This is a genomic window from Sphaerisporangium dianthi, assembly GCF_042654065.1.
Classification (GTDB): Bacteria; Actinomycetota; Actinomycetes; order Streptosporangiales; family Streptosporangiaceae; genus Sphaerisporangium; species Sphaerisporangium dianthi.
The window spans coordinates 104,477-128,808 of the sequence record NZ_JBHSFP010000019.1; the positions used below are offsets into that span (position 1 = coordinate 104,477).

Genomic DNA, 24,332 nt, shown 5'->3' on the forward strand with positions numbered 1-24,332 from the left:
CGCTGGCCGACGTGGTCGAACAGGTGCGCGCTCTGTTCGAACGTGACGGGAAAGCGGTGCCCGGCATCGGAGAGACGCTTCTGAGCGCTTACGAAAGCGGGCTGAAGCGTCCCGGTCCGGAGTACCTCCATTACCTGTGTTCCGTCTACCGGGTGGAGCCGGTCGCCCTCGGGTACGAGGGCCCCTGCATCTGTGGCCACGGCCACCGGATGCCGGGCGTCGTACGGGGCGGCCAGCAGGAGGCCAGGCCCGACAGTCCCCCCGAATCGCGCGAGCTGTGGATCAAGCCGCTCAGCGATCCCTCGTCGGACGGGGGTGAGGAGGACGAGAACGTGTTACGAAGGACGCTGCTGCAGATCATCGCGGGCGGCGCCGCCGTGCCGCTGAACGCGTCGGTGCTCGGCGCCGCCGAAGGCATTCGCCGCCGGATGGACGAGACCCTCGTGTCGACCACCGTCTCGCCGGCCATGCTCGACCACTGGGAGGAGGCGGCGGCCTCCTTCGGCCGGCAGTACATGAACACGCCGCCGATGCGGCAGCTGTGCGACGTGCTGCTGGAGTTCAGCACCGTGCGTCAGGCGATGGAGCGCCACCAGCCGATCGACCTCCAGGAACGCCTCTGCGCCCTGGCCGCCCGGCTGTCCGGCCTCGCCGGCATCATCATGATCGATCTCGGTGACCAGCGGATGGCCCGGTCGTTCTTCCGCACCTCGCGCATGGCCGCCGACGAGACCGGCGACCGCGCCCTGCGCGCCTGGGTCACCGCCCGCGAGGCCCTGGTCCCGCTGTTCCTGGGCGACCCGAGAGAGGCGCTGAACCTCGCCAAGAAGAGCCGCGACCTGGCCGGCCAGACGCCGTGCGCGGCCAAGGCGATGGCCCCCGTCGTGGAGGCCCGCGCGCTGTCGATGCTCGCGAACGCCGGCGGCAAGAAGGACGTCGTCGACCAGGCCAAGCGGGCGCTGTCGCGCGCGCGGGCGGCCTTCGCGCAGATGACGCCCGCCCAGCAGGAGGACACGGTGTTCGGTTACACCGAGCGCCAGCTCTACTTCCACCAGGGGGACGCGCTGACCCGGCTCGGCCAGACCCTCGAGGCCGACCTGATCCTGGAGCAGGCGCTGGAGAAGTACGAAGGAGACCTGCTCGACCAGACGCTCATCCGCTTCGACCAGGCGCAGTGCAGGCTGCTGGAGGGCGACGGCGACGAGGCGCTGCGCCTGGGCATGGATGCGGTGCGCCAGGTCGGCGAGAGCTTCCGCACCGACATCATCCTGCGCAGCGCCAACGAGCTCGCGAAGGCGATCCAGGCTCGATGCGGTGATATCGACGGGTTGCAGAAGTTCAAGGACGTCCTCGCCTCGCCGCCGCCCGCCGACACGGTTCCGACCTCGGAGGTCGATGTATGACGCTGTCGCTCAGGCGGTATCGCTGGTCGGATCGGGAAGCCGTCTGGGATCTCCACCGCACGTGTCTGGCACAAGTAGGCATCATCGACGGGGACGGGGTGTACTACGAGGACGACATCCCGCGGATCAACCAGGTGTACCTGGCCGATCGCGGCGAGTTCCTGGTCGGCGAGGTCGAGGGGGCGGGCATCGTGGCGATGGGCGGGTTGCGGCGCATCGACGGTGAGACCGCCGAGATGTGCCGGCTGCGGGTCCACCCCGACTTCCAGCGGCGCGGGTTCGCAACGCTGGTGCTGGAGGCGTTGGAGCGGTCGGCGGTGCGTCTCGGCTACCACGCGCTCCGCGGCGACACGACTCTGGGGCAGGGCGCCGCTCTTGAGCTGTACCGCAAGTACGGCTGGCGCGAAGTTCGCAGGGAGGACCGAGGCGGTCTCGTCGTTGTTTACGGCGAGAAGCGGCTTGCCGTCCGCCCCTCCACCCAACTAACCCATTAGCGACAATTATTCACTTATCTAGAACAAACCATGTGGCATGCTTGCGGACGCTTCATTTTCGTCCCGATAATAGGGTCTTTGTAGCTGAAGCCCCCGAGAGGACATCCGATGAAGAAGATCATCGTCCGTAAGCCGGGCATGGTTCACCTGACCGGTACGGCCAGTGTGATTCACAAGGGGTGACCGGCCGCACCGGTCGCCACCTGTGGATCCATGGAGGGCGCTCACAGGATCGCCGGGACACGCTGCATGCCCTGGACCTACCGACCGGCCAGGGCTCCGACCCTCGGCGGATCCCGGTGTTCGACGCCCACCGCCGCCTGCGAGGCCCGTACGGCTTCGGTGGCGCGCTGCTCGCGCACCTGCTGCCGGCCGCTTTGGAGCGCTCCTCTGAGGTGGTCGCGCGGCACGACATCGAGATCCGGGCGGCGGCGCCCGATCTGCGTGATCAGGTGGTCGCCCGCTGGGTGCCCCTCGACGCGCGCATTTCCCCCGAGGAGCGCATCCTCGTCCCCGCGCCCCGCCGCACCCTACGCATAGCGAACGGAATCACCGAATTCGTCCGAGACTGCGGAGTCGCCCTTGGTGTCATCGCCGTGGACAACGTGGACGAGGCCGATGGCACCGACCGCGAACTCCTCGCCACACTTGTCCGCCGTTCGGACCCCGGACGATTGACAATTGTCGCCTGTTCCAGTGAACCGCCGCCAGATTTCTTCCGAGGCCACCGGATAAAGGCGGCATTAGCGGCTCCGGTGGAACAGGGAGATCTCGCGGCCGGCTACGTCGCCTCCGACGGCGTCCTGGACGACCCCCGGGCGCTCGCCGCTTACCGGGCGCTGCCCGAGGCCGAACGCGCCCGCATGCACGACCGGCGGGCAGACCAGCTCGCCGCCACGGGCCGCCTGTCGTGGTCCCTGGGCGCGATCCCCTATCACCGTGAACACGGCGGCGACCCGCGGGGAGCCGGCGTGGAGGCGCTCTGGGCGGCGCTCGACCACTGCATGCGGGAAGGCTTCCTGGAGGCGGCCGCCGACCTCGGCGAGCGCGGCCTGCGGCTCGCCGAGCCGGGCGCGCCGCGGTGGTGGAACCTCCTTCACGGCACGGCGACGGCCCTGGCGGGCCTTGGACGCAGGGACCAGGCGCGCGAGCTGTACGAGCGGGCCCGCCGCGCCAGCGTGGACCCCGAGGTGCACTCCGCCTCGGCGTACGGCACGGCGATGCTGGACGCGCGCCATCCCGATCCGGCCCGGCGCGACCTCGGCCGCGCCGGGGGCTGGGTCAACGAGGCCATCGCCATCTCCGGCCTGCTCCCCGACCGGGCCGTGCGCGCGTTCAAGCTCGGCTTCGACCTCAACGGCAAGGCGCTGATCGAGATGCGCGCCGGCCACACCGACAGGGCCCTCGCACTGGTGGAGGAGGCCATCGATCTCGCCGAGCGCGACCTGCCGCCTGGCCGGCACCCGGTCCACCGCATGGTGCTGCGGGCCAACCGCGCGCAGCTCCTGACGATGCTCGGGCGGCCGGCGGAGGCGCTGGCCGACATGGACGCCGCGGTCGCGATCGACCCCGCCTACCCCGACCACCGCCTCGACCGCGGCAACCTGCTCTACCGGATGGGGCGCCCGGAGGCCTCGCTGGCCGAGTACGACGAGGCGATCAGGCTCAGCCCGCCCCTCCCCGAGGGCTATTACAACCGCGCGCAGCTCCGCATCGCCTCCGGAGACCTCGACGGGGCCAAGGCCGACCTGGACCACGTCCTGGAGCTCGACCCCGGCTACGTGGACGCCTACATCAACCGGGCTGGGCTGCTCGTCCAGCTCGGACTGGACGAGAGGGCGCGCGCGGACGTGACGGCGGGTCTGGCGCTGGCTCCCGGCAACCCGCACCTGTCGTGCGTCCTCGGGCAGCTGGAGGCCGCGCTGGGGCGGCACGAGAAGGCCATGGCGGCCTTCGACCTGGCCGTCTCGGGCGCTCCCGGCCTCGCCTCCGCCTGGGCGAACCGGGCGATCCTGCGGTACGCGACGGGGGACGCGGAAGGGGCCGTCGCCGACCTGACCACGGCCATAGAACTGGGCGAGGACGCCGCGCTCCACTACAACCGGGCGATCGCGCTCAAGGATCTCGGCCGGTTCGCCGAGGCCATGGACGACCTGCGGCGCGCCCACGACCTCGATTCCAAGGACGCCGACATCCTCAAGGCGCTCAGCGAATCCTGAAAGCCGCCGGTGTGCCGCGGTGGCCGCCGGCGGCTCGTGAGGACGCCGGCGTCATGAAGAAGCCTCCGGCGGGCGCCCCGGCCGGCGTCCCGCTCACCGCGGGCCGGGGTGGCCGTCCAGCAGGGCGATCACCTCCGCCAGCGTGGGAGGCTCCACCAGGTCGGGGAGCGCGGCGAGCTCGGCCGCGGTGAACCAGCCGTGCCCGATATGGACGTCCTGCTCCTCGCTGGTCAACGCGGCCGGCGAGACGGCGGGGGTGGCGGCGAAACGCGCGAGGTAGAACGGCTCGACCTTCACGTAGTGGACGCCGAGCCAGTGATAGTCGCGCTCCACGGGGACCCACACGTCGATCACGGCGTCGCCGGGCAGGCCGGTCTCCTCGGTCAGCTCGCGCCGCGCGGCCTCCAGCGGGGTCTCACCGGCGTCGATGCCGCCGCCTGGCGGCTCCCAGAACACCACGCCGCCGATCGGGTCGCGCCACCGTATCAACAGCACCCTGCCCGCGCCGTCAAGGCAGACGATGCGGGCGGCGGGCCGGTCGCTGATCTGCATGACCGGCGTGCCTAGGGCCGGCCGTCCTTGGGATCGCGCAGATCGTCCGGCCCGGCGAGGTCGTCAGGCCCGTTCAGGTCCTGCGGCCAGGTGTTGGCGTTGATGATCTCCCAGAACTCGTCCGGACGGCCGGCGGCCTGCTGGTCGCTCTGCTCCTGCAACTCGGCGGCGATGGCACGCTGCTCCTCGTAGGCGCCCTTCATCGCGTCGAGCCACTGCACCGGGTCGGCCCCCGCGCGCCGGGCGGAGCGCATCGCCATGTCGGCGTACTGCTCGGGCGTCGCGTTGAAGGTCCACCCGGTGCGTTCGGTGAGCTGCTCGTCGGTCAGTTCGCCGCGCTGCCAGGCGATGGCCTCGGCCAGATGTTCGGCGACGAACACGGCGTTGATGTAACCGGGCAACATCGCCGCCAGGGCGACGGCCGCGCGCTTCTCCCCAGGTGACAATTCGTCCCACTTCAGCACCCGCCGGCTCCTTCCGCTCCTCGGGCGCCACTGTACGCCTCGCCCCGGCGGACCGGAGGCGGCACCCGCCGCCATGGCGGCGCCCGTGGACGGCCAGGAGACGGTCAATCGGCGGTGACGACCAGGTCGGCCAGGTCCAGGTGCCGGGACAGTTCCGTGACATCGGGGTAGTAGGCCACGTACTGGCGTCCTCGGCTCACCCGCAGACAGGGCTGGTTGCCGAGGACCAGCGCCTCGACCTCAAATCCACTGCTATCGACCCATTTCACGTCACAAAGGCTATGGAGTCGCAGGTCAACGGCGGGCAACAGAGCGCGTGGGTTTGTGTCTCCTTACTGTCGTCCGACCGTAATGCAGGTTGGTGTCCCCTATACCCGGACATGTCGGCGGTCCTCTCCAGACGCCGGCACGGCGCCGCACACCGCGCCGGACAAGTCATCGGCGGCACCTTGCGGAAGATGGCCCGGCAACGACGCCCTGGAGCGGTAATCTGCCTCAACGTGAGCGAAGAGGTGAGTGCCCGGTGATCTCCGAGTATGTTCTGACGCTGTCCTGCCCCGACAGGCCGGGAGTCGTCGCGGCCGTCTCCGGGCTGCTGGCCGACCGAGGGTGCAACATCACCGAGAGCCAGCAGTTCGGCGACCGTGGCGCCGGGCGCTTCTTCATGCGCGTCCAGTTCACCTCCGCCCTCGGTGAGGACGAACTGCGCGCCGCCTTCGCCGAACTGGCGCCCGACCTCACCATGGACTTCCGGCTCCATGACCTCGCCGTCAGGCCGAAGGTGCTGGTCATGGTGAGCAAGCTCGGCCACTGCCTGAACGACCTGCTCTATCGGGTGCGCTCAGGCCTGCTCGACATCGAGATCGTCGCCGTCGTGTCCAACCATCCCGACCTGCGCCCGCTCACCCAGTCGTACGGCATCGACTACCACCACCTGCCGGTGACCCCCGAGACCAAGCAGCGCCAGGAGGCCGAGGTCCTCACGCTCGTCGACCACTATCACGCCGAGCTGGTCGTGCTGGCCCGTTACATGCAGGTGCTCTCCGAAGACCTGTGCGCCAAGCTCTCGGGCAAGGTGATCAACATCCACCACTCGTTTCTGCCGTCGTTCAAGGGCGCCAAGCCGTACCACCAGGCCCACGCGCGCGGGGTGAAGCTCATCGGCGCCACAGCGCACTACGTGACGGCGGACCTCGACGAGGGCCCGATCATCGAGCAGGAGGTCGCCCGGGTCAACCACACCCACTCGCCGGAAGACCTGGCCGCGATGGGCCGCGACGTCGAGTGCCTGGCGCTCGCCCGGGCCGTGCGGTGGCACGCCGAGCAACGGGTGGTGCTCGACGGCCACAAGACCATCGTCTTCCCCCGCTGAACGGGCGCTGAAGGCCCCGTCGGGCAGCGAGCCGATACCCGCCGGCGGCACGGGGCCGTCCCCGCAACAAGGCGGGCGGTGTGCTCGCGGGCCGGGCGGACGTCCCGGCCGGCGAGGGCTGATCTCGGCCGGCCGGGGACGTCTCAGCCGGTCACAGGCCGGTGTGCTCGGCGAGGAAGGCCAGCTGATCGGCCATGAGGTCCACCGAACGGCTGACCGCGCGCGCTCCGTGCCCCACCTCGTTCTCGTTGCGCAGCAAGATGGGCCGGTCGTCCGCCGCCTGGCCGTGCTGGAGCGCGGCGCACATCTTCCAGGCGTGCAGCGGGTGCACGCGGGTGTCGGACCCGAAGACCAGGAACAGCGTCGCCGGGTAACGCACGCCCTCACGGACATGGTGGTAGGGGGAGTAGCCCCACAGCCAGGAGAACTGCTCGGGATCGTCCGCCGTGCCGTACTCGACGTTCCACGTGGCCCCGAGGCCGAACTTCTCGTACCGCACCATGTCCAGCAGCGGGGCCGCGCACGCCACCGCCGCGTACAGCTCGGGCCGCTGCGTCAGCGCGGCCCCCACCAGCAGGCCGCCGTTGGACCCGCCGGAGATCGCGAGCTGCTCGGAGGTGGTGACGCCCGTGGCGATCAGATGCTCGGCGGCGGCGTGCAGGTCGTCGAAGACGTTCTGCTTGTCGGCGAGCATGCCCGCGCGGTGCCACTGCTCGCCCTGCTCGCCGCCGCCACGGAGCTGCGCGACCGCGTAGACGCCGCCGGCCTCCACCCATGCCAGGGTCGCCACCGAGAAGCCCGGGGTCATGGGCAGGCCGAACCCGCCGTAGCCGTACAGGATCGTCGGCCGGGGACCGTCGCCGGGCTTGGACACCACGATCATGTGGACCTCGGTGCCGTCGGCCGACCGGTAGACGACCTGCTCGGTGTTCACCTGCGGGATCTCCACGGCCCCGGGCGAGGCCGCCCAGAGCGTGGTCTCCCCTGTGCGGGCGTCGTAGCGCTGGATGCTCGTCGGGGTGGTGTTGTCGGTGTAGCCGAACCACGCCTCGTGGCCGCCCTCGGGCCGCTCGTGAATGGCGCCGATCGTGCCGAGCCCGGGAGTCGGCACCTGGCCGACCTTGACGCCGGTGGCCAGGTCATGGACGGTGATCTCGCTGACGGCGTGCCGGGTCCAGCCGACCAGCATCACCGGGTGTTCCAGATCGTCCAGGATCGCGAAGTCGGACATCACCGCCTCGGGATCCTCAGGGATGAGATCGCGCCAGCTCTCGTAGCCGGTTTCGTCCGGAGAGGTCACGCAGATGCGGGCCCGGGGGGCGTCGCGGTCGGTGAAGACGTACAGGCGCCCGTCGCGCCCGTACAGCAGGCTGGTCTGCGCGTCCACGCCCTGCTGGACGATGGTCAGCTCGGGGGCGTCGATCGGCGAGGCCGACAGGTCGGCCGTCCACAGGTCGTTGCGCGGAGCCGTGCCCCGGGAGGCCGAGATGGTCAGCCGGCGGCCGTCCTTGGAGACCGCGACGCCGTAGTAGTTGGTCTTCTCCAGCCCTTCGCCGAGGACCATGACGTCCTGCTCGGTGGGCGTGCCGAGGCGGTGCAGGTAGACGCGGCGGTGGAACTGCTCTTCGCCTTCGGGCACCTGGCCGGGCGCGAGCCTGCGCACGTAGTAGAACGCCTCGCCGCCGGGCATCCAGGCGATGGGGGAGTAGCGGCAGCGGTCGATCGGTCCGTCGACGCGCTCGCCGGTGACCACGTCGATGACGTGCAGCCGGGACTCCTCGTCGCCGCCGACCGAGATCTGGTAGGCCAGCCGCCGGCCCTCCTTGTCCGGCTGCCAGGAGTCGACGGTGGTCAGCCCGGACGGATCCATCGCCATGGGGTCGAGCAGGACGTGCTCGTGCCCGTCGGGGTCGGCAGTGTAGAGCACGGCGTGCTCCTGGTCGGGGGTGCGGCGCATGAAGAAGCTGCGGTCTCCCCGCCAGACCGGAGCGCCGACGGTGCCCGAGCGCACCAGTTCGGCCAGGCGGTCGCGGAAGGCGCCTCGCCTGGGTGACGCGCCCATCGCCTCGCCGAACAGCTCGCCTTGCGCGTCGAGCCACTCTTTGACCTCGGGCTGCTCAGGGTCTTCCAGCCAGCGATATGGGTCGGGCACCGGCGTGCCGTGGTACTCGTCGACCACGTCGTCACGGCGTGCCTTCGGATACGGCGTTCGCGTCATGCAGCCGAGCCTATGGCACCTCGTTACCCGACGTGGAGCATCGTTTCCGGTCCGTTGCACCGATGGTTGACACGCCGGATGTTCCCCGATCTGTAGTGATCTTTCCCCAATAGGTTTGCTTAGCGGGGTGAAACGGACATAAACCGGGAGGCGGGGCCTGGGAGACACGACCGTTAATTGGGGTGGCGGGAGAGTCGACCGAGAGGCCACACTTGCTGAAGGGCGGTGCCGTGGAACCCATCCGCTGGGCCGTCCGGCGGAGGTGCACGTGACGGAAGCATCCGGAGCCCAAGACGACGGGCCGCAAGCCGGGATGCGCCGCGGCGCATCCCAACCGATGGGGGCGCTCGCAGCGGGGAAGGCCCGCTGATGCGCCAGGTGCTGCTGCTGAACGCCACGTTCGAACCGCTCACCACCCTCAACCTGCATCGAGCCGTCGTGCTCGTGATCAGGGAGAAGGCCGATGTCGTCCATCGCGATGGCCGGGGCGCCGTGCTGCGCTCGGCCTCGCGCACGGTCGACGTCCCATCGGTCATCCGGCTTCGGCGCTATGTGCGTATTCCCTATCGTTCTCGTATCCCGCTGACCCGGGCCGCGCTCATGCGCAGGGACGACTACCGCTGTGCCTACTGCGGCCAGCGGGCAGAGACCATCGACCACGTGCTTCCACGCTCCCGCGGCGGGCAGCACACCTGGGAGAACTGCGTCGCCTCGTGCATGACGTGCAACCACCGCAAGGCCGACCGGCTTCTGGAGGAGATCGGCTGGTCGTTGCGCGTGGCTCCGGTGGTGCCCAGGGGCGTCCACTGGCGGCTCATCGGCGCCCAACTCGACGGCGACCCCCAATGGGCGCCCTACCTGGCAGAGAACGCGGCCTGACCGGGCCTCCGCGCCCGCCCGGCAAGGCGGCCTGACCAGGTCTTCCTGCCTGGCCGGGAACGCGGCTGGACCAGGTTTTCAGGCCTGGCGGGCAACGTGGCCTGACCAGGTCTCCGCCTGGCCGGGAACGCGGCTGGACCAGGTCTTCAGGCCTGGCGGGCAACGTGGCCTGACCAGGTCTCCGCCTGGCCGGAACGCGGCTTGACGAGATCTTCGCGTCTGGCCGGCAACGTGCCTGGCCGGGTCTTCGCGCCTGGCCGGAACGCGGGCTGACCGACCGAGGTCTCCGCGTGCCGGCCGGGCGGCGTCGTACCCTTGGGGCATGCCGCGTTACGACTATCGATGCCGCTCTTGCGGCTCGACCTTCGAGCTGTCCAGGCCCATGTCCGCGGCGGGAGACGCCGCGCTCTGCCCCGAGGGCCACGACGACACCGTGAAGCTGCTGTCGACCGTCGCCGTCACCGGCGGCGCCTCGGCGCCGCGTACGGCCGGTCCCGCCGGTGGCGCCGGCGGGGGTGGTTGCTGCGGCGGTGGTTGCTGCGGCTGACGCGCGGTGCGCGCGGGCCGGGTGAAGCCACCCGGCCCGGCGAAGCCGTGGCCGCCGGGCCGGGTGGCGCCGTCAGGCCGGGCGGCGGTCGGTCAGTGGCGTGAGCGTGCGCGCGGGACGCCGGTCGGGAGCGGTTCTGCGCTGGAACGGGAGATAGCGCTCGGCGCGATGCGGCCGGGCGGGCACCAGGGTCGGCTCCACCGCGACGATGCGGTCGAACCGGAAGGCGCGGATGCCGACCTTCGTGCGGCACCATCCCACGAGATACCAATGGTCGCGGTGGACGAGGCAGGTGACCGGCTCGACGTCACGGGAGGTGACCCGGCCGGCCGCGTCGCGATAGTGGAGCCGCACCACCTGCCGACCGGTCACCGCGCCCGCGATCGTGCGGGCGCGCCGGGCGACGTCGGGTGGCAGCGGCGTGGTCAGGGTGTCGAGGGTCGTCGCGATGACCTCGTCGCCGAGGTCGAGGTTGTCGAACACGCGGCGCAGCCCGCGGCGGGCGGTCAGCGCCTGCGGACCCTCGCCCAAATGGGCCAGGGACAGGGCGAGAGCGGCGACTTCGGCGGTCGTCAGGGGCGGCGTGGTGACGTTGGCCATACGTCCAGACTACGTCTCGACGCCGACATTTTTCGAACACCAGATCTTGTCATGGCCATCCGGAGGGTGACTGTTGGTCACCTTCCGGTGAGGGCCGGCTTGCCCTTACGCCACCGCTCGTGCACGGCCGCGCGGCATCTCTGAGAGAGAGGTGCCGCCTGTGCGACGAGGGGGCACCGGCGACCCCGGAGCGGGCGCGGCGGTCGCGCCCGAGGGCGCCCGCCGCCGTGCCCGCCCGAGGCGGCGCTCAGTGCTGGGAGAGCTGGGACAGATCGCGGGAGGCGCCGGTGGAGGCCGAGGTGGTCAGGGCGGCGTAGGCCTGCAGCGCCACGCTCACCGAACGCTCGCGGTCGCGCGGGCGGTAACGGCCGAGATCGCCCAGCAGCCGCTCACGGCGCGCCGCCAGATCGGTCTCGGAGACCTTCAGCTCGATGCCGCGGCCGGGGATGTCGATCTCGATGAGGTCGCCGTCCTCGACCAGGGCGATGATGCCGCCCTCGGCCGCCTCAGGAGAGGCGTGCCCGATGGACAGGCCCGAGGTGCCCCCGGAGAAGCGGCCGTCGGTGATCAGCGCGCAGGCCTTGCCGAGCCCCTTGCCCTTGAGGAAGCTCGTCGGGTAGAGCATCTCTTGCATGCCGGGGCCGCCCTTGGGGCCCTCGTAGCGGATGACCACGACGTCGCCGGCCTTGACCTTGTTGCCGAGAATGCCCTCGGAGGCGTCCTCCTGCGACTCGAACACCACGGCGGGCCCGCTGAACCGCCAGATCGACTCGTCGACGCCGGCCGTCTTGACGATGGCGCCCTCGGGCGCGAGGTTGCCGTACAGCACGGCCAGGCCGCCGTCACGGGTGTAGGCGTGCTCGAAGTCGCGGACGCAGCCATCGGCGCGGTCGAGGTCGAGGGACTCCCACTGGGCGTCCTGGGAGTAGGCCTTCACGGTGCGGACGTTGCCGGGCGCGGCGTGCCAGAGCTCCAGCGCCTCGGGCCGGACGTCGGGGGACATCGGGTCCCAGGCGGAGAGGAAGTCGGTGAGGGAGGCCGCGTGGATGCTGTGGGCGTCGCGGTGGAGCAGCCCCGCGCGGTCGAGCTCGCCGAGGATCGCCGGGATTCCGCCGGCGCGGTGGACGTCCTCCACGTGGTACTTGGCGGTGGCGGGCGCGACCTTGCACAGGCAGGGCACGCGCAGCGACAGCTCGTTGATCTCTTTCAGGCCGAAGTCGACGCCGGCCTCGCGGGCCGCCGCGAGCAGGTGGAGGATCGTGTTGGTGGAGCCGCCCATGGCCACGTCGAGCGCCATGGCGTTCTCGAAGGCGTCGCGGGTGGCGATGCTGCGCGGCAGCACCGACGCGTCGTCGCCCTCGTAGTAGCGCTTGGTGATCTCGACGACCTGGCGGCCGGCCCGCTCGAACAGCGCCTTGCGGGCCTTGTGGGTGGCCAGCGTGGTGCCGTTGCCCGGCAGGGCCAGGCCCATGGCCTCGGTGAGGCAGTTCATCGAGTTGGCGGTGAACATGCCGCTGCACGAGCCGCAGGTGGGGCAGGCGTTCTCCTCCATCTCGAGCAGCTCGGCGTCCGACACGCTCTCGTCGGCCGCGGCGATCATGGGGTCGATCAGGTCGAGCTTGCGGCCGAGCGCCTTGCCGGCCTCCATGGGGCCGCCGGAGACGAAGACCGTCGGGATGTTCAGCCGGAACGCGGCCAGCAGCATGCCTGGAGTGATCTTGTCGCAGTTGGAGACGCAGACCAGCGCGTCGGCGCAGTGGGCGTTGACCATGTACTCGACGGCGTCGGCGATCAGCTCGCGCGAAGGCAGGGAGTAGAGCATGCCCCCGTGGCCCATGGCGATGCCGTCGTCCACGGCGATGGTGTTGAACTCGCGCGGGATCGCCCCCGCCTCGCGGATGCCGCCGGCCACGACCTCGGCCACCTCGCGCAGGTGGACGTGGCCGGGGACGAACTGGGTGAAGCTGTTGGCCACGGCGATGATCGGCTTGCCGAAGTCCCCGCCGGCTACACCCGTGGCCCGGAGCAGGGCGCGGGCCCCCGCCATGTTCCTGCCGTGAGTGACCGTGCGAGATCTGAGGGCCGGCATGACCGTTCTCCCATCCGACGACTGCTGAGTCTTCAAATGGTACGGCCATCGCCCGACTGGCGAGACCCGCCGTCCACAGCGTGGACAAGATGTGACGGGCCCGCGGACATGACAAGGTCCTTCGGGATTCCCGGGGGCAGTGGTGCAACAGGGACGGGAATCCCGAAGGACCCTCTCGACGGTCGGCTATTCGGGGTAACGCGGGGGCAGGACCTCTTCGGCGACGGCGTAGATGTCCTCGACCTCATCGCTGGTCAGCGAACGTTCTCGGTTGGTGATCCACTTGCGCACGCGGGAGCCGTCGAAGACGTCCACCTCGCGGATGTTGAGGATCTTCCACGGGATCGCGGGCCCGTAGATGGCCAAGGAGGGCACCACGGTGATCTCACGGCCGAGCGTCTTGGTGATGAGTTCGCCGGCCTGGGAGGCCTCCCAGCGCGCCTCGTCGAGACGGGGCTTCTGGTTGAACGGCCCGTGGAACAGCTTGCGGTGCGACTGCACCCGGACCGGCAGCCGCTTGTCCCACTTCTCGGAGTCGACGGCGTACACCCCGGTGGGGCCGACGACCAGATGGTCGATCTGCGCGTCGCTGTTGGGGATGGCCCGGGCGTGCAACGTGAGGTAGCCGTTCTTCTCCAGCTTCCTGAGCTGGGCCTCGGTGCGCCGCTCGGCGGCCGACGCGCGGCGCCAGGGCGGGACCGAGGAGACCGTGCGGGCGCGGTACACCGTGTCGGCGATGGCGGCGATGATCGCCGCGACCAGGCCGAGCCGCCAGCTCCACAGCGGGATGCCGACCAGCAGCCCCGCACCGGCGGCGATCAGAGCACGCAGGCGCAGATGGCGGTATTTGGGCTGCTGAAGCAGGCCGAGCAACGACGCGCGGCCGACCGGGGCGTAAGTCTCCTCCGGGGCGGCGGGCCGTGATCTCGGCTGCGAAGGGCGGTCACTCACCCAGATGGGTGACGTACTGTGACCGTCATCGGGTTCTAGGCCGGAATCCACGTAACTCACGGTAGTTGACGCCCAAGGGTGTGCCTAGTGTTGGCTAGTTCACATTTTTGTGGCCCCGCGTTCCCGCATTGTAAGGCGGAAGGACGGGTATCTATTTCTCTTCTCCCTAGAGAAGTCGTGGTCACAGGCCCTACTGTGCGGAAGCGTGGCGCACATTCATGATCTTACAGCCCTGGAGCAGGCCGCGGCCGTCAGAGCCCGGGAGCTGTCCCCCGTCGAGATCGCCAAGCACTATCTGGAGCGCGTGGAACGGCTCGACCCCCGCGTCGGCGCGTTCGTCACGCCGACTCCCGAGCGTGCCCTGGAGGAGGCCCGCCAGGCCGAGGCCAGGGTCCTCTCCGGCGACGACCTGCCTCCACTGCTCGGCGTGCCCATCCCGATCAAAGACCTGAACCTCGTCAAGGACGTGCCGATACGCTTCGGCTCGGCCACCTACGAGGGCTTCGTGGCGCCCGTGGACGACAGCGTGGTCGAGCGGCTTCGCGAGGCCGGCACGATCATGCTCGGCAAGACCGCCACCCCCGAGTTCGGGCTGCCCTGTTACACCGAGACCGACGTGTCACCTCCCTCGCGCACACCCTGGGACCTGACGCGCTCGGCCGGAGGTTCGAGCGGGGGAGCGGCGGCCGCGGTCGCGGCCGGGCTCGCACCCGCGGCGCAGGGCAGCGACGGGGCGGGCTCGATCCGCATCCCGGCCTCGGTCTGCGGCCTGTACGGCATCAAGCCCACCAGAGGGCGCATCTCGTTCGCCCCCGTCATCCCTGACCTGGCGGGCCTGTCCACCAACGGCCCGATCGCCCGCACCGTGGCCGACGCCGCGGCGCTGCTCGAGGTGATGGCGCACAACCAGCCGGGCGACCTGTACGTGGCGCCGCCGTCCCCCGTGGGCTTCGTGGAAGCGGTCACCCGCGAGCCCGGACGTCTGCGCATCGGCAGGAACGCCACCCCCGTCGTGCCGGGCGCCGAGGTGCACCCCGACGTCCTCGCCGCCTACGACAGGGCGTCAGAGCTGCTCGAATCGCTGGGCCACGAGGTCGTGGACATGCCGCCCGCGTTCAACGGCTCCATTCTGGGCGAGTTCGAGCGGCTGTGGTTCTGCTTCGCCTGCCTCCACCCCGTCGACCCGTCCATGGAAGCCGAACTGCGGCCGCTGACCCGGTGGCTGCGCGAGCGGGGCTTCGCCACCCCCGCCCCGGCCTTCCTGCAGGCCCAGGCGACGCTGCAGACCGCGACCCGCTTCGCGTTCCTGGTGATGAACGACTACGACGCGATCCTCAGCCCGACCGTCACCCAGCCGCCCGTGCCGGTCGGCTGGTTCGAGGACGTCGAGGACCCGGAGGAGACCTTCCACCGCATGGAGCGCTTCGCGCCGTTCGCCGCGCCCTACAACATCAGCGGCCAGCCCGCGGTCAACCTTCCTCTGCATTGGACGGACGCGGGACTGCCGATCGGCGTGATGCTGGCAGGCCGCATCGGCGGCGAGGCCACCCTCATCTCGCTGTCGGCGCAGGTGGAGGCCGCGGTGGGCGGCTTCTGGGGAGACCGCCGCCCCGAACTCTGGTGACCCCGGACCGCCGTGCGGCCCTTATGGCGGGCCGCCTGGTCGGCCCTGCGCGGATAAGGAGAGATTCCTGGGTGGACGCCGCCGGGAGAGTGGAAAAATACGCCCACCATTGGTATGGCCTATTGATTATGCATAATGGAGATCGTGGGCATATTTGAGCGAATTCCAGCATTGGGCACTCGGCGGGAACGAAGTGGCGCGATGGAGGAGAAGTCGCTCGGGCGTCTCCTGGAGCTCCTTTCCGAAGTGCGAGGAGAGATCGGCCGTGCCGACCAGAAGGCGGCCATCGTGCTCGGTGCCGCCGGCGTCGGGGCGGGCGCGCTGGTCGGCGCGGCGGCGAGCGGTCAGTGGAGCCGGCGTGCCATCCCTGGGCCGTTGCTGTGGAGCTGGTGGGCAGGCGTCCTGGCCTTCTTCTTGGGCATTCTCGCCCTCACCGCGGCGTTGTACCCCCGTGCGGCCCCCCGGTCCCCAGGCTCGGGTCGTGCCTACTTCGGGGAGTTCGCCGAGACTTTCACTGCCGCTGTCGCCCTGGGCCGGGAAAACCCGGACGAGGGCACCCGGAGGAGCGTGGAACTCGCCGCCGGGCAACTGCGGCGCTTAGGCGCCATCGTGGACCGGAAATACGGTTTGATCCGCTGGGGTATGCTGCTTCTCCTTGTCTCTCTCTCCTGCTGTGCGGTGTCCTTTTTGCTCGCCCAGATCATCGGGTGAAATTCTGCGAAGACGCCGGTCGAGCTGGTCCGGGTGGTAACGGACGAGATTGAGGAGGGCGATCGAGAGCGGACCCCGTACCCCGCTTTCCACCCGCCGTCGCCACACGAGACCCCCGTCCTGATATCCCTCCGCCAAGAGCGCCGTCAGCAGAGCGCGGCCGGCCGCGGTGTCCTCGTCGCCCGCCGGGGCCAGGTGGAGCCCGCATTGGCGGGCGATGTCGTTCCACAGGTTGCGGTGCGCGCGCATCCGGGCGCGGGCCCCTTCCCTCGCGACGCGGTGGCGCCGGCCCGGCGCCGGCCAGGGGGCGGCCCGCGAGAGGCCGCCCCCCGGCCGATCCGTCCGGCCCGCCGGCCATGAGCGGGCGGGTGCCGCCAGGTCCAGTCGCGCCCCGAGCAGGGCGACCCCGGCGGCCAGCACGGCCACCCCCAGCGCCGTGGCGACGATGGCGCCGGCCCCCGCCAGGCGGCACCACACCAGAACCCATCCCGCGCAGACCAGCACGCACGCGCAGTGGGCGATGACGGCCACGACGGCCTCGCCCCCGACACGCCCTCGGGCGCCCCGGTGTGCCCGTCCCACCCTGAGCAGGCCCTGCCGGACCAAAGAGACGTCCTCGGCGCCCGGGGTCGCCCGGCCCCGCCTGACGGCCGGGCGCACGGGGGAGGGGCGCATGGTGGCCGCCACTCGCGCGCCCGTCGCCATCAGCGCGGCGCACAGGAGCAGGCCGGGCAGGGCCGCCGCCGGTCCCGGGATCAGCGCACCGGCGATCCCCGCAGAGGCCGGCACGAGGATCGCGGAGAACAGGACGAGCAGCGCCAGGTACCGCCAGGCCGCCGGGCCGCGCGGCATCCTGAGCTCGGGACGGGGACGGCGTTGTCGTAAGGCGTCGCCGCGTCGCGTCTCGGCCAGTTCGTCCAGCGCGAGGGCCGCGGCGTCGAACTTCGCGGCCAGCCCTTCGCTCGCCTTCACCAGTCGCCACCGTCCATGCGGCTCCACGGGCGCGGCGGTGACGTGAGTGGCATGCTCTGTCACGCTTCCTCCTGAAGGGACGCGGATTCCCGAAGGGCCAAGGTCGCCGGTTCCGGCGCCGGGGTGATGGCCAGTTGTTTCTCCAGCCGATCGCTCAGGCGGGTGTACGCGGCGCGCACCGGGCCCGGGTCGAGGTCCCGGATGCTGCGCGCCGTCTCCGCCAGCGGCCCCCGGCCGGGCTGGGGCTGGTCGACGCCTTCGAAGATGCGAAATGGCAGATCAGGGAGATGGGGGCCGGCATCGGCAGGCCCGCGATCCCGCACGCTGGGCTCTGGCTGAGCCGCGGAATCCGCGGGCGTGGCGATGTCGCCGCTGAGGAGCGGCCGGGGCGGCCGCTGCCCCGCGGCTCCGTGACGCAGCCGCGCGGGCAGGATCACCGTGTGCCAGGGGCGCGCCAGCTCCGCCCGGATGACCGCGGCCACCTCGTCGTGGCAGGAGCGCAGGTCCCGGAAGGCGTGCTCGTAGGCGGTGAGCGCCTCCCCGGCCTTCTTGTCCAACCGCACGCCCTGCCTGGTGACGGTCCGGTACCGTCGCTCGGCCTCGCGCAGGTTCTCATGGTAGGGCCGGTAGATCAGCACCTCCAGGGCGATGACGGTCAGTGCCAGCACCATGAGGAGCAGCAGGACGCTCCAGCCGGGGGCCGTCACCGGACGCGTCGCGTCGGCCGCGGCCAGCTGGCCGCGCAGCAGCGCCCACAGGCCGTAGACACTGAGGACGGCGAGCGGGAAGGCGAGCAGCAGGGCTCCGTAGGACGCCCGCATCAGGCGGCGAGGAGGTGGCTCGTCGGGGCTCGGCGTGCGGCGTGCGGCGCGGGCGGTGCGATAGACCGGGCCGGCGATGACCCGGCCGCAGGCGACCAGGCTGAGCGCCAGCACGAGTGCCGCGATCCATCCGACCGCCCTCTCCGCGAGCGGAGCGTGCAGTGGGATCTTCAAGATGTCCAGGAACGCCTGCTGGAAGAAGGTCGCGTCGAAGTACGCGACGCCGACGATGGTCAGCACGGTGAGGATCTTCAGCCACTGCGGAGCCTCCCCGCGGTCGTGCGCCGGGAGCGCCGCGAGATCGCGCTCCGCCCGGGTGATGTCGCCTCGCGCCCTGCCGATCGCGCCGCTGTGCAGGAACGTGCGGAACTCGCCGAGCGCACCGGTGGCACGGTCCCTGCTCTGGCCCACGGTGCCGCGCTGGCGGCTGAGATAGGTGTGGTAAGCGTCGAGCTTCCTCGTCGCCGTCTCGCTGGCCTCGGTGAGCTCGGCCATCTCGCCGTAGTCCAGTTGCTCGGGGGAGTGCGGGTCGACGAGCGAGCCGTAGACGACCTGCTGGTGCAGGCCGCAGGCGCAGCCGTGGTGGCAGGGCAGGACGATGTCCTCGGCCCTGATGGGCGGCGGCGCCCCCTCGTCGCCGCCGCCCTCCCCCCGGCCGCCCGGGCCGTACTCGGGGTCGCCCGGGTCATGGACGACGTGGCCTCCAGGCGGCTTCGCGCCGTTGCCCCCGGGCCGAGACGCCTCCGCGCGGGTGTTCATCTCGTCGTCGGGCGCATCGCCTCTGCGCGGGGAGGTCTCTGTCACGGCCGCCCTCCATAACGGATCGTGACGCGCCGGTTCTCCGCCATGCACGCCTCGTCGGCCACGCCCTTCGGGTGTTCCCGGGTGCACTTCCTCCCGGTCTCTCCCCGCCCCTCGGCGCGGGTGCCCGGTGAGGCGAGCCCATGCGCCAGCAGGTATCGCAGGACGGCCGAGGCCCGTCGCTGGGAGAGGTCGCGATTGTATGCGGCGGAGGCCCGGGAGTCGGTGTACCCGATCACCTCGACGACGTGCCGCCCCTTGCCCACGACCTGGGTGAGCAGAGCTTTGGCCCGCGCGGTCAGCGTGGCGGAATCGGTGGCGAACAGCAGTTCCGAGGGGATGTCGTCGGATCTGGGGTCCTTGTGGATGGCGGGGAAGGCGATCACGGGATCATCCGTGCGGTCCACGCCGCTCCGGACGGTCCGAGTCGCGCCTGGCGGCTGCACGCATCCGGTGCCGCCCACCTTCAGACTCCGGCACACCTCCCTCCAGTAGCCCTTGAGCCATTCGGCGTGCTCGCTGGACAGGACGCGGTCGGACACTTGCGTGCCGATGCCGAACAAGCGCGTGTCGACGCCCCCCAGCCGCGCCAGACCCTTCGCGCGAGGACAGGCCCGCAGGGCGCCGTCAGGGTCGGCGCCGTCCTTGAGGACGCGGCGCAGGTCCAGGCATCCGGAGTTGGACAGCCCGTCGGTGATCACCGCCAGCCTCCTGGCGGTCGGCCCCTTCTGATCGACGCCCTCCTGGCCGTCGTCGCCGCCGAGGATCTCGCCCGCCTGGGTCATCGCCCCGAGGACGTCGGTGCCCGTGCTCAGCGGCGCGGTGTCCTCGGCGGAGGCGATCGCGTCGGATACGCATCCGATCATTTCCTGCTCTTCCTGCGCCACGGTGGCGTCCCCTCCGGTCGCCGGCGGCATCGCGGCGCGCAGCGTCGGCCACGCCGTCTTGGTGGAGGCCCCTTCGAAGGCGCCGATCGAGACGAGATGCTCGCCCTCGCCCTGGAAGTCCCCGCCCATGATCGCGGTGACCACTCCCTTCGGGTCGAGCGTCCGGCTCTGCTCTCCCTTGGCGGGCAGGAAGGAGGCCGTCACGTCCACCAGGAAGACCGTGTGGGAGGCGATCTTCGCCTCCGCGTCCGGTACGCGGGGAGCGCTCAGCCACGCGCACGCGTCGCCGTCCTCCGCGACCGGCTGGGTGAGATCGCACGCGGACAGGGACGGGAAGGCGAGCACGGCCGCGACCAGCGGCGCGAGCGCCCGGCGAGCCCTCGGCGGCGGCTCAGCCTCCATCGCGGGCTCCTTCCAGAGCCCGGCCGCCGTCGTTCTCCTGCGGGGCGACCGGCACGCCCAGGTGGTGAAGCAGGCTGCGCAGGGCCGAGTCGCTCTGCACGATGAAGTCGAACTCTTCCAGCTCCCTGTGGTCGACCACCAGGTCGCTGAGGGCCTTGAACAGGCGATCGGACTCGTCGAAGCGTTCCTTGAGCATGTACCTGAGCACCTGGGTGGCGTCGCCCTCCTCCTGGGCCAGCGCCATGGCGTACGGCGCGATCCACGTGGCCTTCTCGGCGGTGATCTCTCCCACGCCTCTGAGCGACTGCAGGAGGATCTCCTGCCACTGGTCGCGCCGGAGCCGGAGTTGTTCGACCAAGACGCGCCGATGCTCCCCTTGGGCGTCCAGCAGGAGCCGCTGCCGCCAGACCTCCTCCAGGTCCTTGCGCACGGGCTCGCACACGTCGACCCACACGCGGATGTTGCCCTTGACCTCGCCGTCCTTCATGCACGAGACCAGCGCGGGCCCGATGGCCCTCTCAGCCTCGGCCGGCCGGTAGGGCGGGTACTGTCGCGCGATCGGGCGGATGGCGGCCTCCACGCGCTCCTGGATGGTGCCGCGCAGGCGGGTGAGGCTCTGCCGGACCTCGGCCGTCTTCTTCGTCATGTGGTCGTCGTCGGCCATGGCGCTCACCTCCCAGTCGCAGCGGACGCGTACCGAGAACGGGAAGCCGTCGCCCTTGGCAGGCGTGAGGATCGTGAACTCCTGGGAGGGTTCCTCCACCACGACCGGCCTCGGCACCGGACGCTCCTCCATCCCCGGGCGGTCCGCGCGGCCGGTGATCCGGCGCCAGAGGCCCTGCCACCACGCGACCGTGAACATCTCCCGCCACGACGGCAGGACGGGGGATGTGCCGGCGTCCCGGCGCCGGCGTCCCGTTGCCGGACGTATGTCATCGCTCACCTTGCTCCTCCTGGGCGTTCTTGGCCGCTCTCTTGACCCACATCCGGCGGTAGGAGCGGAGCCGATCTGTCTGGTCCTTCATCTGGGGGTCCAGCTCAAGCCGCCGGACCAGGTCGGCGAAGCTCTCGCGCAGCTCGGGGCGGACGCGGCCGCGCGCCTCCCACCGGCTCAGCACCCGCCAGGCCTCCTGGATGGACTCCGGCTGTGAGCAGGCCAGCGCCCACAGGGAGGCGTGCGCGTCGGCGGTGAGGCAGAAATCCTCGCCCATCTCGGCGAGGCGGCACTGGATGGTGTGGTCGCGGCCGGGTGCGCCGTTCGACGGCCGGGACCGCAGCCGGGCGAGCCGGACCCAGGTGCGGGCCGCCTGCGCCCGCATGGGGACGAAGGCCTTCCAAAGGCACATTTCGCCTAGGACCGCAGCTTCCAGACCCTGGAGGTACATCTCCACGAGCGCGTGCTCGACCAGGGAGTCGAAGCGTTCCCAGGGGTCGGCGGCGGCGATGCGCAGCGCCTCGGTAGCGTCCTCGGGGAACCAGGTGGCGATGCGGGTCCCGTACGCGCGGATGGCGACGGCCTGCTGCTGCCACTCGCCCGAGCGCGACCACCTGCGCAGCCGGGCCCGCAGCCGCATGACCTTGTCCTGCTCTCCCTCCCCCTGCCAGGTCGCCATGAGCGCCTCTATCAGCCAGGCGGCGCCGCGGTGCACCTTCAGGTCCCGAGAGTGGCTCCAGGGCTTGAGCACCTCCTGGTAGACGACGTCGTAGTCCTCCGCCGCGATGATCGCCAACGACTGGGCGCAGCGCACCTGGGTGACCAGTGTCCGCGCGCCGGCGCAGACCTCCATCAGCCAGTGGAGCAGCGGCGTCCGAGCACTGTCGTAGTCGTTCCACACGACCCACAGCAGAGCGCGGGCCAGGCGCGGTTCAGGCATGCGGACGCTGAACGCGCCGGCCGCCGGCCCGCCGTTGCCGGCCGGACCCAGCGTCAGGTGCCGCAGCCGTGTCGGCAGCGGGTCTCCGAACACCTTTCTGCCGGTCGTCCCGGTCGGGCGCTCGACCTTGTAGAGACGGTCCGCGAGCGCGCGGGCCGCGTTGATCACTTCGGTCACCGGCAGCCGGTCCAGCACCGCCGATGCCAGGACGTAGGACTGGTGCAGCGGGGAGTCGCTCTCGCCGCTCTCTCTGAGCAGCCGCCTGGCCAGCTCGACGAGTTGCGCGTCGCGGTAGACGGAGATGAGCACGTCGAGATCGGGTTTGCGGTCCTGCAGCGCCCACTGCGCGATCGCGCGAGCGAACTGGACGGCGGCCCTGGGAGTGGTGGAAGCCCCCGAGGTCATCTCCTCGTACCAGCTTCGCGCCGCCGGGCTCGCGGCGACGGCGTCCGAGACGAGACGGCCCGCCCTGTCCAGGGCCTGGCGGTCCACGTGGCCGTCGACCGCGTACACCCCGGCGGCGATGTGGTGGGCCACGACGTCGAGCGGTTGGGGAGGCACGTGCCACACCACGTTGTCCGGCGGCCACGGAAGCTCTGAGCCGTCCGGCTCGTCGGTGAGGACGATCAAGGTGGCCTCGATCTCGGTGAGCCGCTTGACGAGCTGGCCGATCTGCGCCTCGCCCAGCTCGCGCACCCACCCCATGCCACTGGCGTCGACCAGGTGTCCCTGGCCTCGCAGGAGCTCGGCCATGACCGCGCGCAGCCCGCCTGCCCCGTCCAGCACGTTGACCCGCGCCGCCGGCCTCCCCCGCTGCGGCAGGCCGTACAGCGCGGTGATGCCCGATGACCGTCGCCCGGTCCCGGCCCTCTTGTTCAGGAACACCAGAGGTTCGCGCCGCAGCCGGTCGCGCAGCCGGCGGTCGGAGGCCGTCAGCGCGTGGACCCTGTCGCATTCCGCCAGCACGGAGGCGCTGAGTGGACCGCCCGCCTGGGTCAGGCGCTCCCGTTCCGAGCCGTAGTAGTTGTTCGTGACGTCTCCGGCGACCCAGTCGCGGCCGTACCAGGTCTCCGCCCGCATCCTCCGCGCGGCGGACTCCTCGCCGGTGTTGTCGCGCAGGGACGCCTCGTCCTCGCTGGCGGTCTGCGGGCCCTCGACCGGCTCCTCCTGCACCCAAGGATCCGGGCGGGCCGACTCGCCGTCCGGCCGTCGCCCGCCCTCCGCCGGGTTCCCGCCGGGCACGGCGCCCGCATCGCCCGCCCCCGAAGGCAGGGCCGGGACTCCCGGAACCGCACCGTGGGCGGGTGCGCCGTCGGACTCGGGGGAGGCGTGGCGAGGCGGGGATTCCTCCGGAACGTTCCATGACGGCTGCCGCTTGCCCTCGGAGGCGTCATCGGCAGGTCGTTCTTGGGGCTGCGGAGTGTCGCCGTCGCTCATCGGTCCCCGCGCTCACCGTGGTCGTCGCTGTAGGTGTTGTTGACCACGTTTCCCTGCACCCAGTCGCGGCCGCGGAACTTCTTGGTCTTCATCGACGAACTGTTCTGCGGGGAAGATGAGCTGTTCTGCGGGAGGCGGGCCGTGGCGGGCGACGGCTTGGCGGCCGGCTCGGCGCCGGGCGTCGCCGAACGCCCGTGAGGGACGTGGATCCACGCCTCAGCGATGAAGTTCTTGTCCGGGATCTCGATCTCGGTTCTGGTGAAGCTCCTCTCCTGCAGGTCATGAAGGTCGTGCCCTCGCACCACCTCCTGGAAGATCGGCTGGGAGACGATGACCGCCAGGTAGGAGTCAGGGGCGGCGCGGAGCGCCTCCTTCAGCGCAGGTGCGTCGCGCAGCCGGCAGACGGTGTTCACGGCGTCGCCGGCGAAGCCGTTCTCGGCCACTCTGGTGAGCCCCACGTGCACGGCGAGCCGCATGCGCAGGCGGCTCGCCAGGGCGAGCGGCCGATTCCTCTCGTGCAACTGCGTGCGCAGCCCCCGGATGAGACCGGGGATCACGTGGGCCTCGTCGATGCCCGGCTGCAGCAGCGCGAGCTCTCCGTCGCCCTGCTGCTGGGTGATCCAGCGTTCGCGGCCGAGGTCCCCGCGCCGGTCGGCCTCCTCGAGCATCCCGACCAGCTGGCGCTGTGCCCAATCTTGCTCCACGAGGATGCGCGAGCTGTAGCTTTCCAGATCGACCGCGACGCATACTCTGCGGATCGCCTGGTTCCGGATTTCCATGAGCCTCCTTCAAGTAGACGGAAACATGCTGGTATTTCGGCATTTCTTCGGTCGAATGAGCGCACGCTACTCAGAACCGGCTCCGTACAACCCGTTCAAATATGGGATTGCGGACATCCGATGCGCGCCGGGCGACGGGGATGCGGCCGCAGCGCTTCTGAGGACCCCCGCGGACCGGCAGGCGTCACCGCCCCGGTGAGGTCTCCAGTGATCCCGGGGTGAGGGGATGGTGTGCG

Annotated in this window: 21 protein-coding genes; 8 read left to right on the forward strand and 13 right to left on the reverse strand. The window is 70.9% G+C overall.

The genetic code is table 11. The features are described 5' to 3' along the window. The first annotated feature begins 23 nt into the window (after nucleotides 1-23). The 3 genes from ACFO60_RS25115 to ACFO60_RS25125 all read left to right on the forward strand — a co-directional run bounded on the left by ACFO60_RS25115 (nucleotide 24) and on the right by ACFO60_RS25125 (nucleotide 4,116). Nucleotides 24-1,403 (forward strand): tetratricopeptide repeat protein, encoded by a 1,380-nt coding sequence (locus tag ACFO60_RS25115; RefSeq protein WP_380844102.1) that lies wholly within the window; start codon nucleotides 24-26, stop codon nucleotides 1,401-1,403. Beyond that, entirely contained in the window at nucleotides 1,400-1,897 is a 498-nt protein-coding gene (locus ACFO60_RS25120; protein WP_380844104.1) for a GNAT family N-acetyltransferase, read from the forward strand. The genes ACFO60_RS25115 and ACFO60_RS25120 overlap by 4 nt, the downstream gene beginning before the upstream one ends. 299 nt (nucleotides 1,898-2,196) lie before the next feature. Continuing rightward, the gene (locus tag ACFO60_RS25125) at nucleotides 2,197-4,116 is read left to right on the forward strand and encodes a tetratricopeptide repeat protein (protein ID WP_380844106.1); all 1,920 of its coding nucleotides are present in this window, start codon (nucleotides 2,197-2,199) and stop codon (nucleotides 4,114-4,116) included. A gap of 93 nt (nucleotides 4,117-4,209) precedes the next feature. On the opposite strand, the gene ACFO60_RS25130 is transcribed toward ACFO60_RS25125, so the two are convergent. From ACFO60_RS25130 to ACFO60_RS25140, 3 genes are all read right to left on the reverse strand, one after another. Beyond that, nucleotides 4,210-4,668, reverse strand: coding sequence for an NUDIX hydrolase (locus ACFO60_RS25130; protein WP_380844108.1), 459 nt, complete (start codon nucleotides 4,666-4,668; stop codon nucleotides 4,210-4,212). A gap of 11 nt (nucleotides 4,669-4,679) precedes the next feature. Continuing rightward, nucleotides 4,680-5,132: a hypothetical protein gene (locus tag ACFO60_RS25135; protein ID WP_380844110.1), complete on the reverse strand. Its 453-nt coding sequence runs from the start codon at nucleotides 5,130-5,132 to the stop codon at nucleotides 4,680-4,682. Between the two features lie 104 nt (nucleotides 5,133-5,236). Continuing rightward, the gene (locus ACFO60_RS25140) at nucleotides 5,237-5,401 is read right to left on the reverse strand and encodes a hypothetical protein (RefSeq protein ID WP_380844112.1); all 165 of its coding nucleotides are present in this window, start codon (nucleotides 5,399-5,401) and stop codon (nucleotides 5,237-5,239) included. Nucleotides 5,402-5,655: 254 nt separating this feature from the next. Here ACFO60_RS25140 and purU point away from each other — a divergent pair, with 254 nt between their 5' ends. Further along, nucleotides 5,656-6,504: a formyltetrahydrofolate deformylase gene (gene purU, locus ACFO60_RS25145; protein WP_380844114.1), complete on the forward strand. Its 849-nt coding sequence runs from the start codon at nucleotides 5,656-5,658 to the stop codon at nucleotides 6,502-6,504. A 151-nt stretch (nucleotides 6,505-6,655) separates the two neighbouring features. On the opposite strand, the gene ACFO60_RS25150 is transcribed toward purU, so the two are convergent. Further along, nucleotides 6,656-8,722, reverse strand: a complete 2,067-nt coding sequence (locus tag ACFO60_RS25150) for a prolyl oligopeptidase family serine peptidase (RefSeq protein WP_380844116.1) — start codon at nucleotides 8,720-8,722, stop codon at nucleotides 6,656-6,658. Between the two features lie 369 nt (nucleotides 8,723-9,091). On the opposite strand from ACFO60_RS25150, the gene ACFO60_RS25155 reads away from it, so the two are divergent. Both ACFO60_RS25155 and ACFO60_RS25160 read left to right on the forward strand, forming a co-directional pair. Further along, nucleotides 9,092-9,601, forward strand: coding sequence for an HNH endonuclease (locus ACFO60_RS25155; RefSeq protein WP_380844118.1), 510 nt, complete (start codon nucleotides 9,092-9,094; stop codon nucleotides 9,599-9,601). A gap of 322 nt (nucleotides 9,602-9,923) precedes the next feature. Next, on the forward strand, nucleotides 9,924-10,148 hold the full coding sequence (locus ACFO60_RS25160) for an FmdB family zinc ribbon protein (protein WP_380844120.1): 225 nt from the start codon (nucleotides 9,924-9,926) through the stop codon (nucleotides 10,146-10,148). 72 nt (nucleotides 10,149-10,220) lie between these two features. Here ACFO60_RS25160 and ACFO60_RS25165 read toward each other — a convergent pair whose 3' ends face one another. From ACFO60_RS25165 to ACFO60_RS25175, 3 genes are all read right to left on the reverse strand, one after another. Further along, a complete protein-coding gene (locus ACFO60_RS25165; RefSeq protein WP_380844122.1) occupies nucleotides 10,221-10,748 on the reverse strand; it encodes a helix-turn-helix transcriptional regulator in 528 nt (175 codons plus the stop codon). Nucleotides 10,749-10,995: 247 nt separating this feature from the next. Further along, nucleotides 10,996-12,837 carry a dihydroxy-acid dehydratase gene (gene ilvD / locus ACFO60_RS25170; RefSeq protein WP_380844124.1) on the reverse strand — a complete coding sequence of 614 codons (1,842 nt, stop codon included), beginning with the start codon at nucleotides 12,835-12,837 and terminating at the stop codon, nucleotides 10,996-10,998. Nucleotides 12,838-13,023: 186 nt separating this feature from the next. Further along, on the reverse strand, nucleotides 13,024-13,788 hold the full coding sequence (locus ACFO60_RS25175; RefSeq protein WP_380844126.1) for a nuclease-related domain-containing protein: 765 nt from the start codon (nucleotides 13,786-13,788) through the stop codon (nucleotides 13,024-13,026). Between the two features lie 205 nt (nucleotides 13,789-13,993). Here ACFO60_RS25175 and ACFO60_RS25180 point away from each other — a divergent pair, with 205 nt between their 5' ends. Further along, a complete protein-coding gene (locus ACFO60_RS25180; RefSeq protein WP_380844128.1) occupies nucleotides 13,994-15,412 on the forward strand; it encodes an amidase in 1,419 nt (472 codons plus the stop codon). A 201-nt stretch (nucleotides 15,413-15,613) separates the two neighbouring features. Then, nucleotides 15,614-16,123 (forward strand): Pycsar system effector family protein, encoded by a 510-nt coding sequence (locus ACFO60_RS25185; RefSeq protein ID WP_380844130.1) that lies wholly within the window; start codon nucleotides 15,614-15,616, stop codon nucleotides 16,121-16,123. On the opposite strand, the gene ACFO60_RS25190 is transcribed toward ACFO60_RS25185, so the two are convergent. From ACFO60_RS25190 to ACFO60_RS25215, 6 genes are read right to left on the reverse strand one after another with little or no spacing between them, the layout of a single operon-like run. Then, a complete protein-coding gene (locus tag ACFO60_RS25190) occupies nucleotides 16,010-17,158 on the reverse strand; it encodes a hypothetical protein (protein ID WP_380844132.1) in 1,149 nt (382 codons plus the stop codon). The genes ACFO60_RS25185 and ACFO60_RS25190 overlap by 114 nt on opposite strands. Further along, nucleotides 17,155-18,720: a hypothetical protein gene (locus tag ACFO60_RS25195; RefSeq protein WP_380844134.1), complete on the reverse strand. Its 1,566-nt coding sequence runs from the start codon at nucleotides 18,718-18,720 to the stop codon at nucleotides 17,155-17,157. Before ACFO60_RS25195 ends, ACFO60_RS25190 begins: the two co-directional genes overlap by 4 nt. After that, complete coding sequence (locus tag ACFO60_RS25200) at nucleotides 18,717-20,006, reverse strand: OmpA family protein (RefSeq protein ID WP_380844136.1); 1,290 nt, start codon at nucleotides 20,004-20,006, stop codon at nucleotides 18,717-18,719. The genes ACFO60_RS25195 and ACFO60_RS25200 overlap by 4 nt, the downstream gene beginning before the upstream one ends. Then, on the reverse strand, nucleotides 19,996-20,949 hold the full coding sequence (locus ACFO60_RS25205) for a hypothetical protein (protein WP_380844138.1): 954 nt from the start codon (nucleotides 20,947-20,949) through the stop codon (nucleotides 19,996-19,998). Before ACFO60_RS25205 ends, ACFO60_RS25200 begins: the two co-directional genes overlap by 11 nt. Next, nucleotides 20,939-23,317, reverse strand: coding sequence for a hypothetical protein (locus tag ACFO60_RS25210; protein WP_380844139.1), 2,379 nt, complete (start codon nucleotides 23,315-23,317; stop codon nucleotides 20,939-20,941). Before ACFO60_RS25210 ends, ACFO60_RS25205 begins: the two co-directional genes overlap by 11 nt. Further along, on the reverse strand, nucleotides 23,314-24,096 hold the full coding sequence (locus tag ACFO60_RS25215; protein WP_380844141.1) for a hypothetical protein: 783 nt from the start codon (nucleotides 24,094-24,096) through the stop codon (nucleotides 23,314-23,316). Before ACFO60_RS25215 ends, ACFO60_RS25210 begins: the two co-directional genes overlap by 4 nt. Nucleotides 24,097-24,332: the final 236 nt, after the last annotated feature.

What these genes read in the sequence shown, in the direction of transcription:
- ACFO60_RS25120 (WP_380844104.1), top strand. Translation starts at nt 1,400, where the DNA reads ATGACGCTGTCGCTCAGGCGGTATCGCTGGTCGGATCGGGAAGCCGTC.
- ACFO60_RS25130 (WP_380844108.1), bottom strand. Translation starts at nt 4,668, where the DNA reads ATGCAGATCAGCGACCGGCCCGCCGCCCGCATCGTCTGCCTTGACGGC.
- ACFO60_RS25150 (WP_380844116.1), bottom strand. Translation starts at nt 8,722, where the DNA reads ATGACGCGAACGCCGTATCCGAAGGCACGCCGTGACGACGTGGTCGAC.
- ACFO60_RS25155 (WP_380844118.1), top strand. Translation starts at nt 9,092, where the DNA reads ATGCGCCAGGTGCTGCTGCTGAACGCCACGTTCGAACCGCTCACCACC.
- ACFO60_RS25160 (WP_380844120.1), top strand. Translation starts at nt 9,924, where the DNA reads ATGCCGCGTTACGACTATCGATGCCGCTCTTGCGGCTCGACCTTCGAG.
- ACFO60_RS25165 (WP_380844122.1), bottom strand. Translation starts at nt 10,748, where the DNA reads ATGGCCAACGTCACCACGCCGCCCCTGACGACCGCCGAAGTCGCCGCT.
- ilvD (WP_380844124.1), bottom strand. Translation starts at nt 12,837, where the DNA reads ATGCCGGCCCTCAGATCTCGCACGGTCACTCACGGCAGGAACATGGCG.
- ACFO60_RS25185 (WP_380844130.1), top strand. Translation starts at nt 15,614, where the DNA reads ATGGAGGAGAAGTCGCTCGGGCGTCTCCTGGAGCTCCTTTCCGAAGTG.
- ACFO60_RS25200 (WP_380844136.1), bottom strand. Translation starts at nt 20,006, where the DNA reads ATGGAGGCTGAGCCGCCGCCGAGGGCTCGCCGGGCGCTCGCGCCGCTG.
- ACFO60_RS25210 (WP_380844139.1), bottom strand. Translation starts at nt 23,317, where the DNA reads ATGAGCGACGGCGACACTCCGCAGCCCCAAGAACGACCTGCCGATGAC.
- ACFO60_RS25215 (WP_380844141.1), bottom strand. Translation starts at nt 24,096, where the DNA reads ATGGAAATCCGGAACCAGGCGATCCGCAGAGTATGCGTCGCGGTCGAT.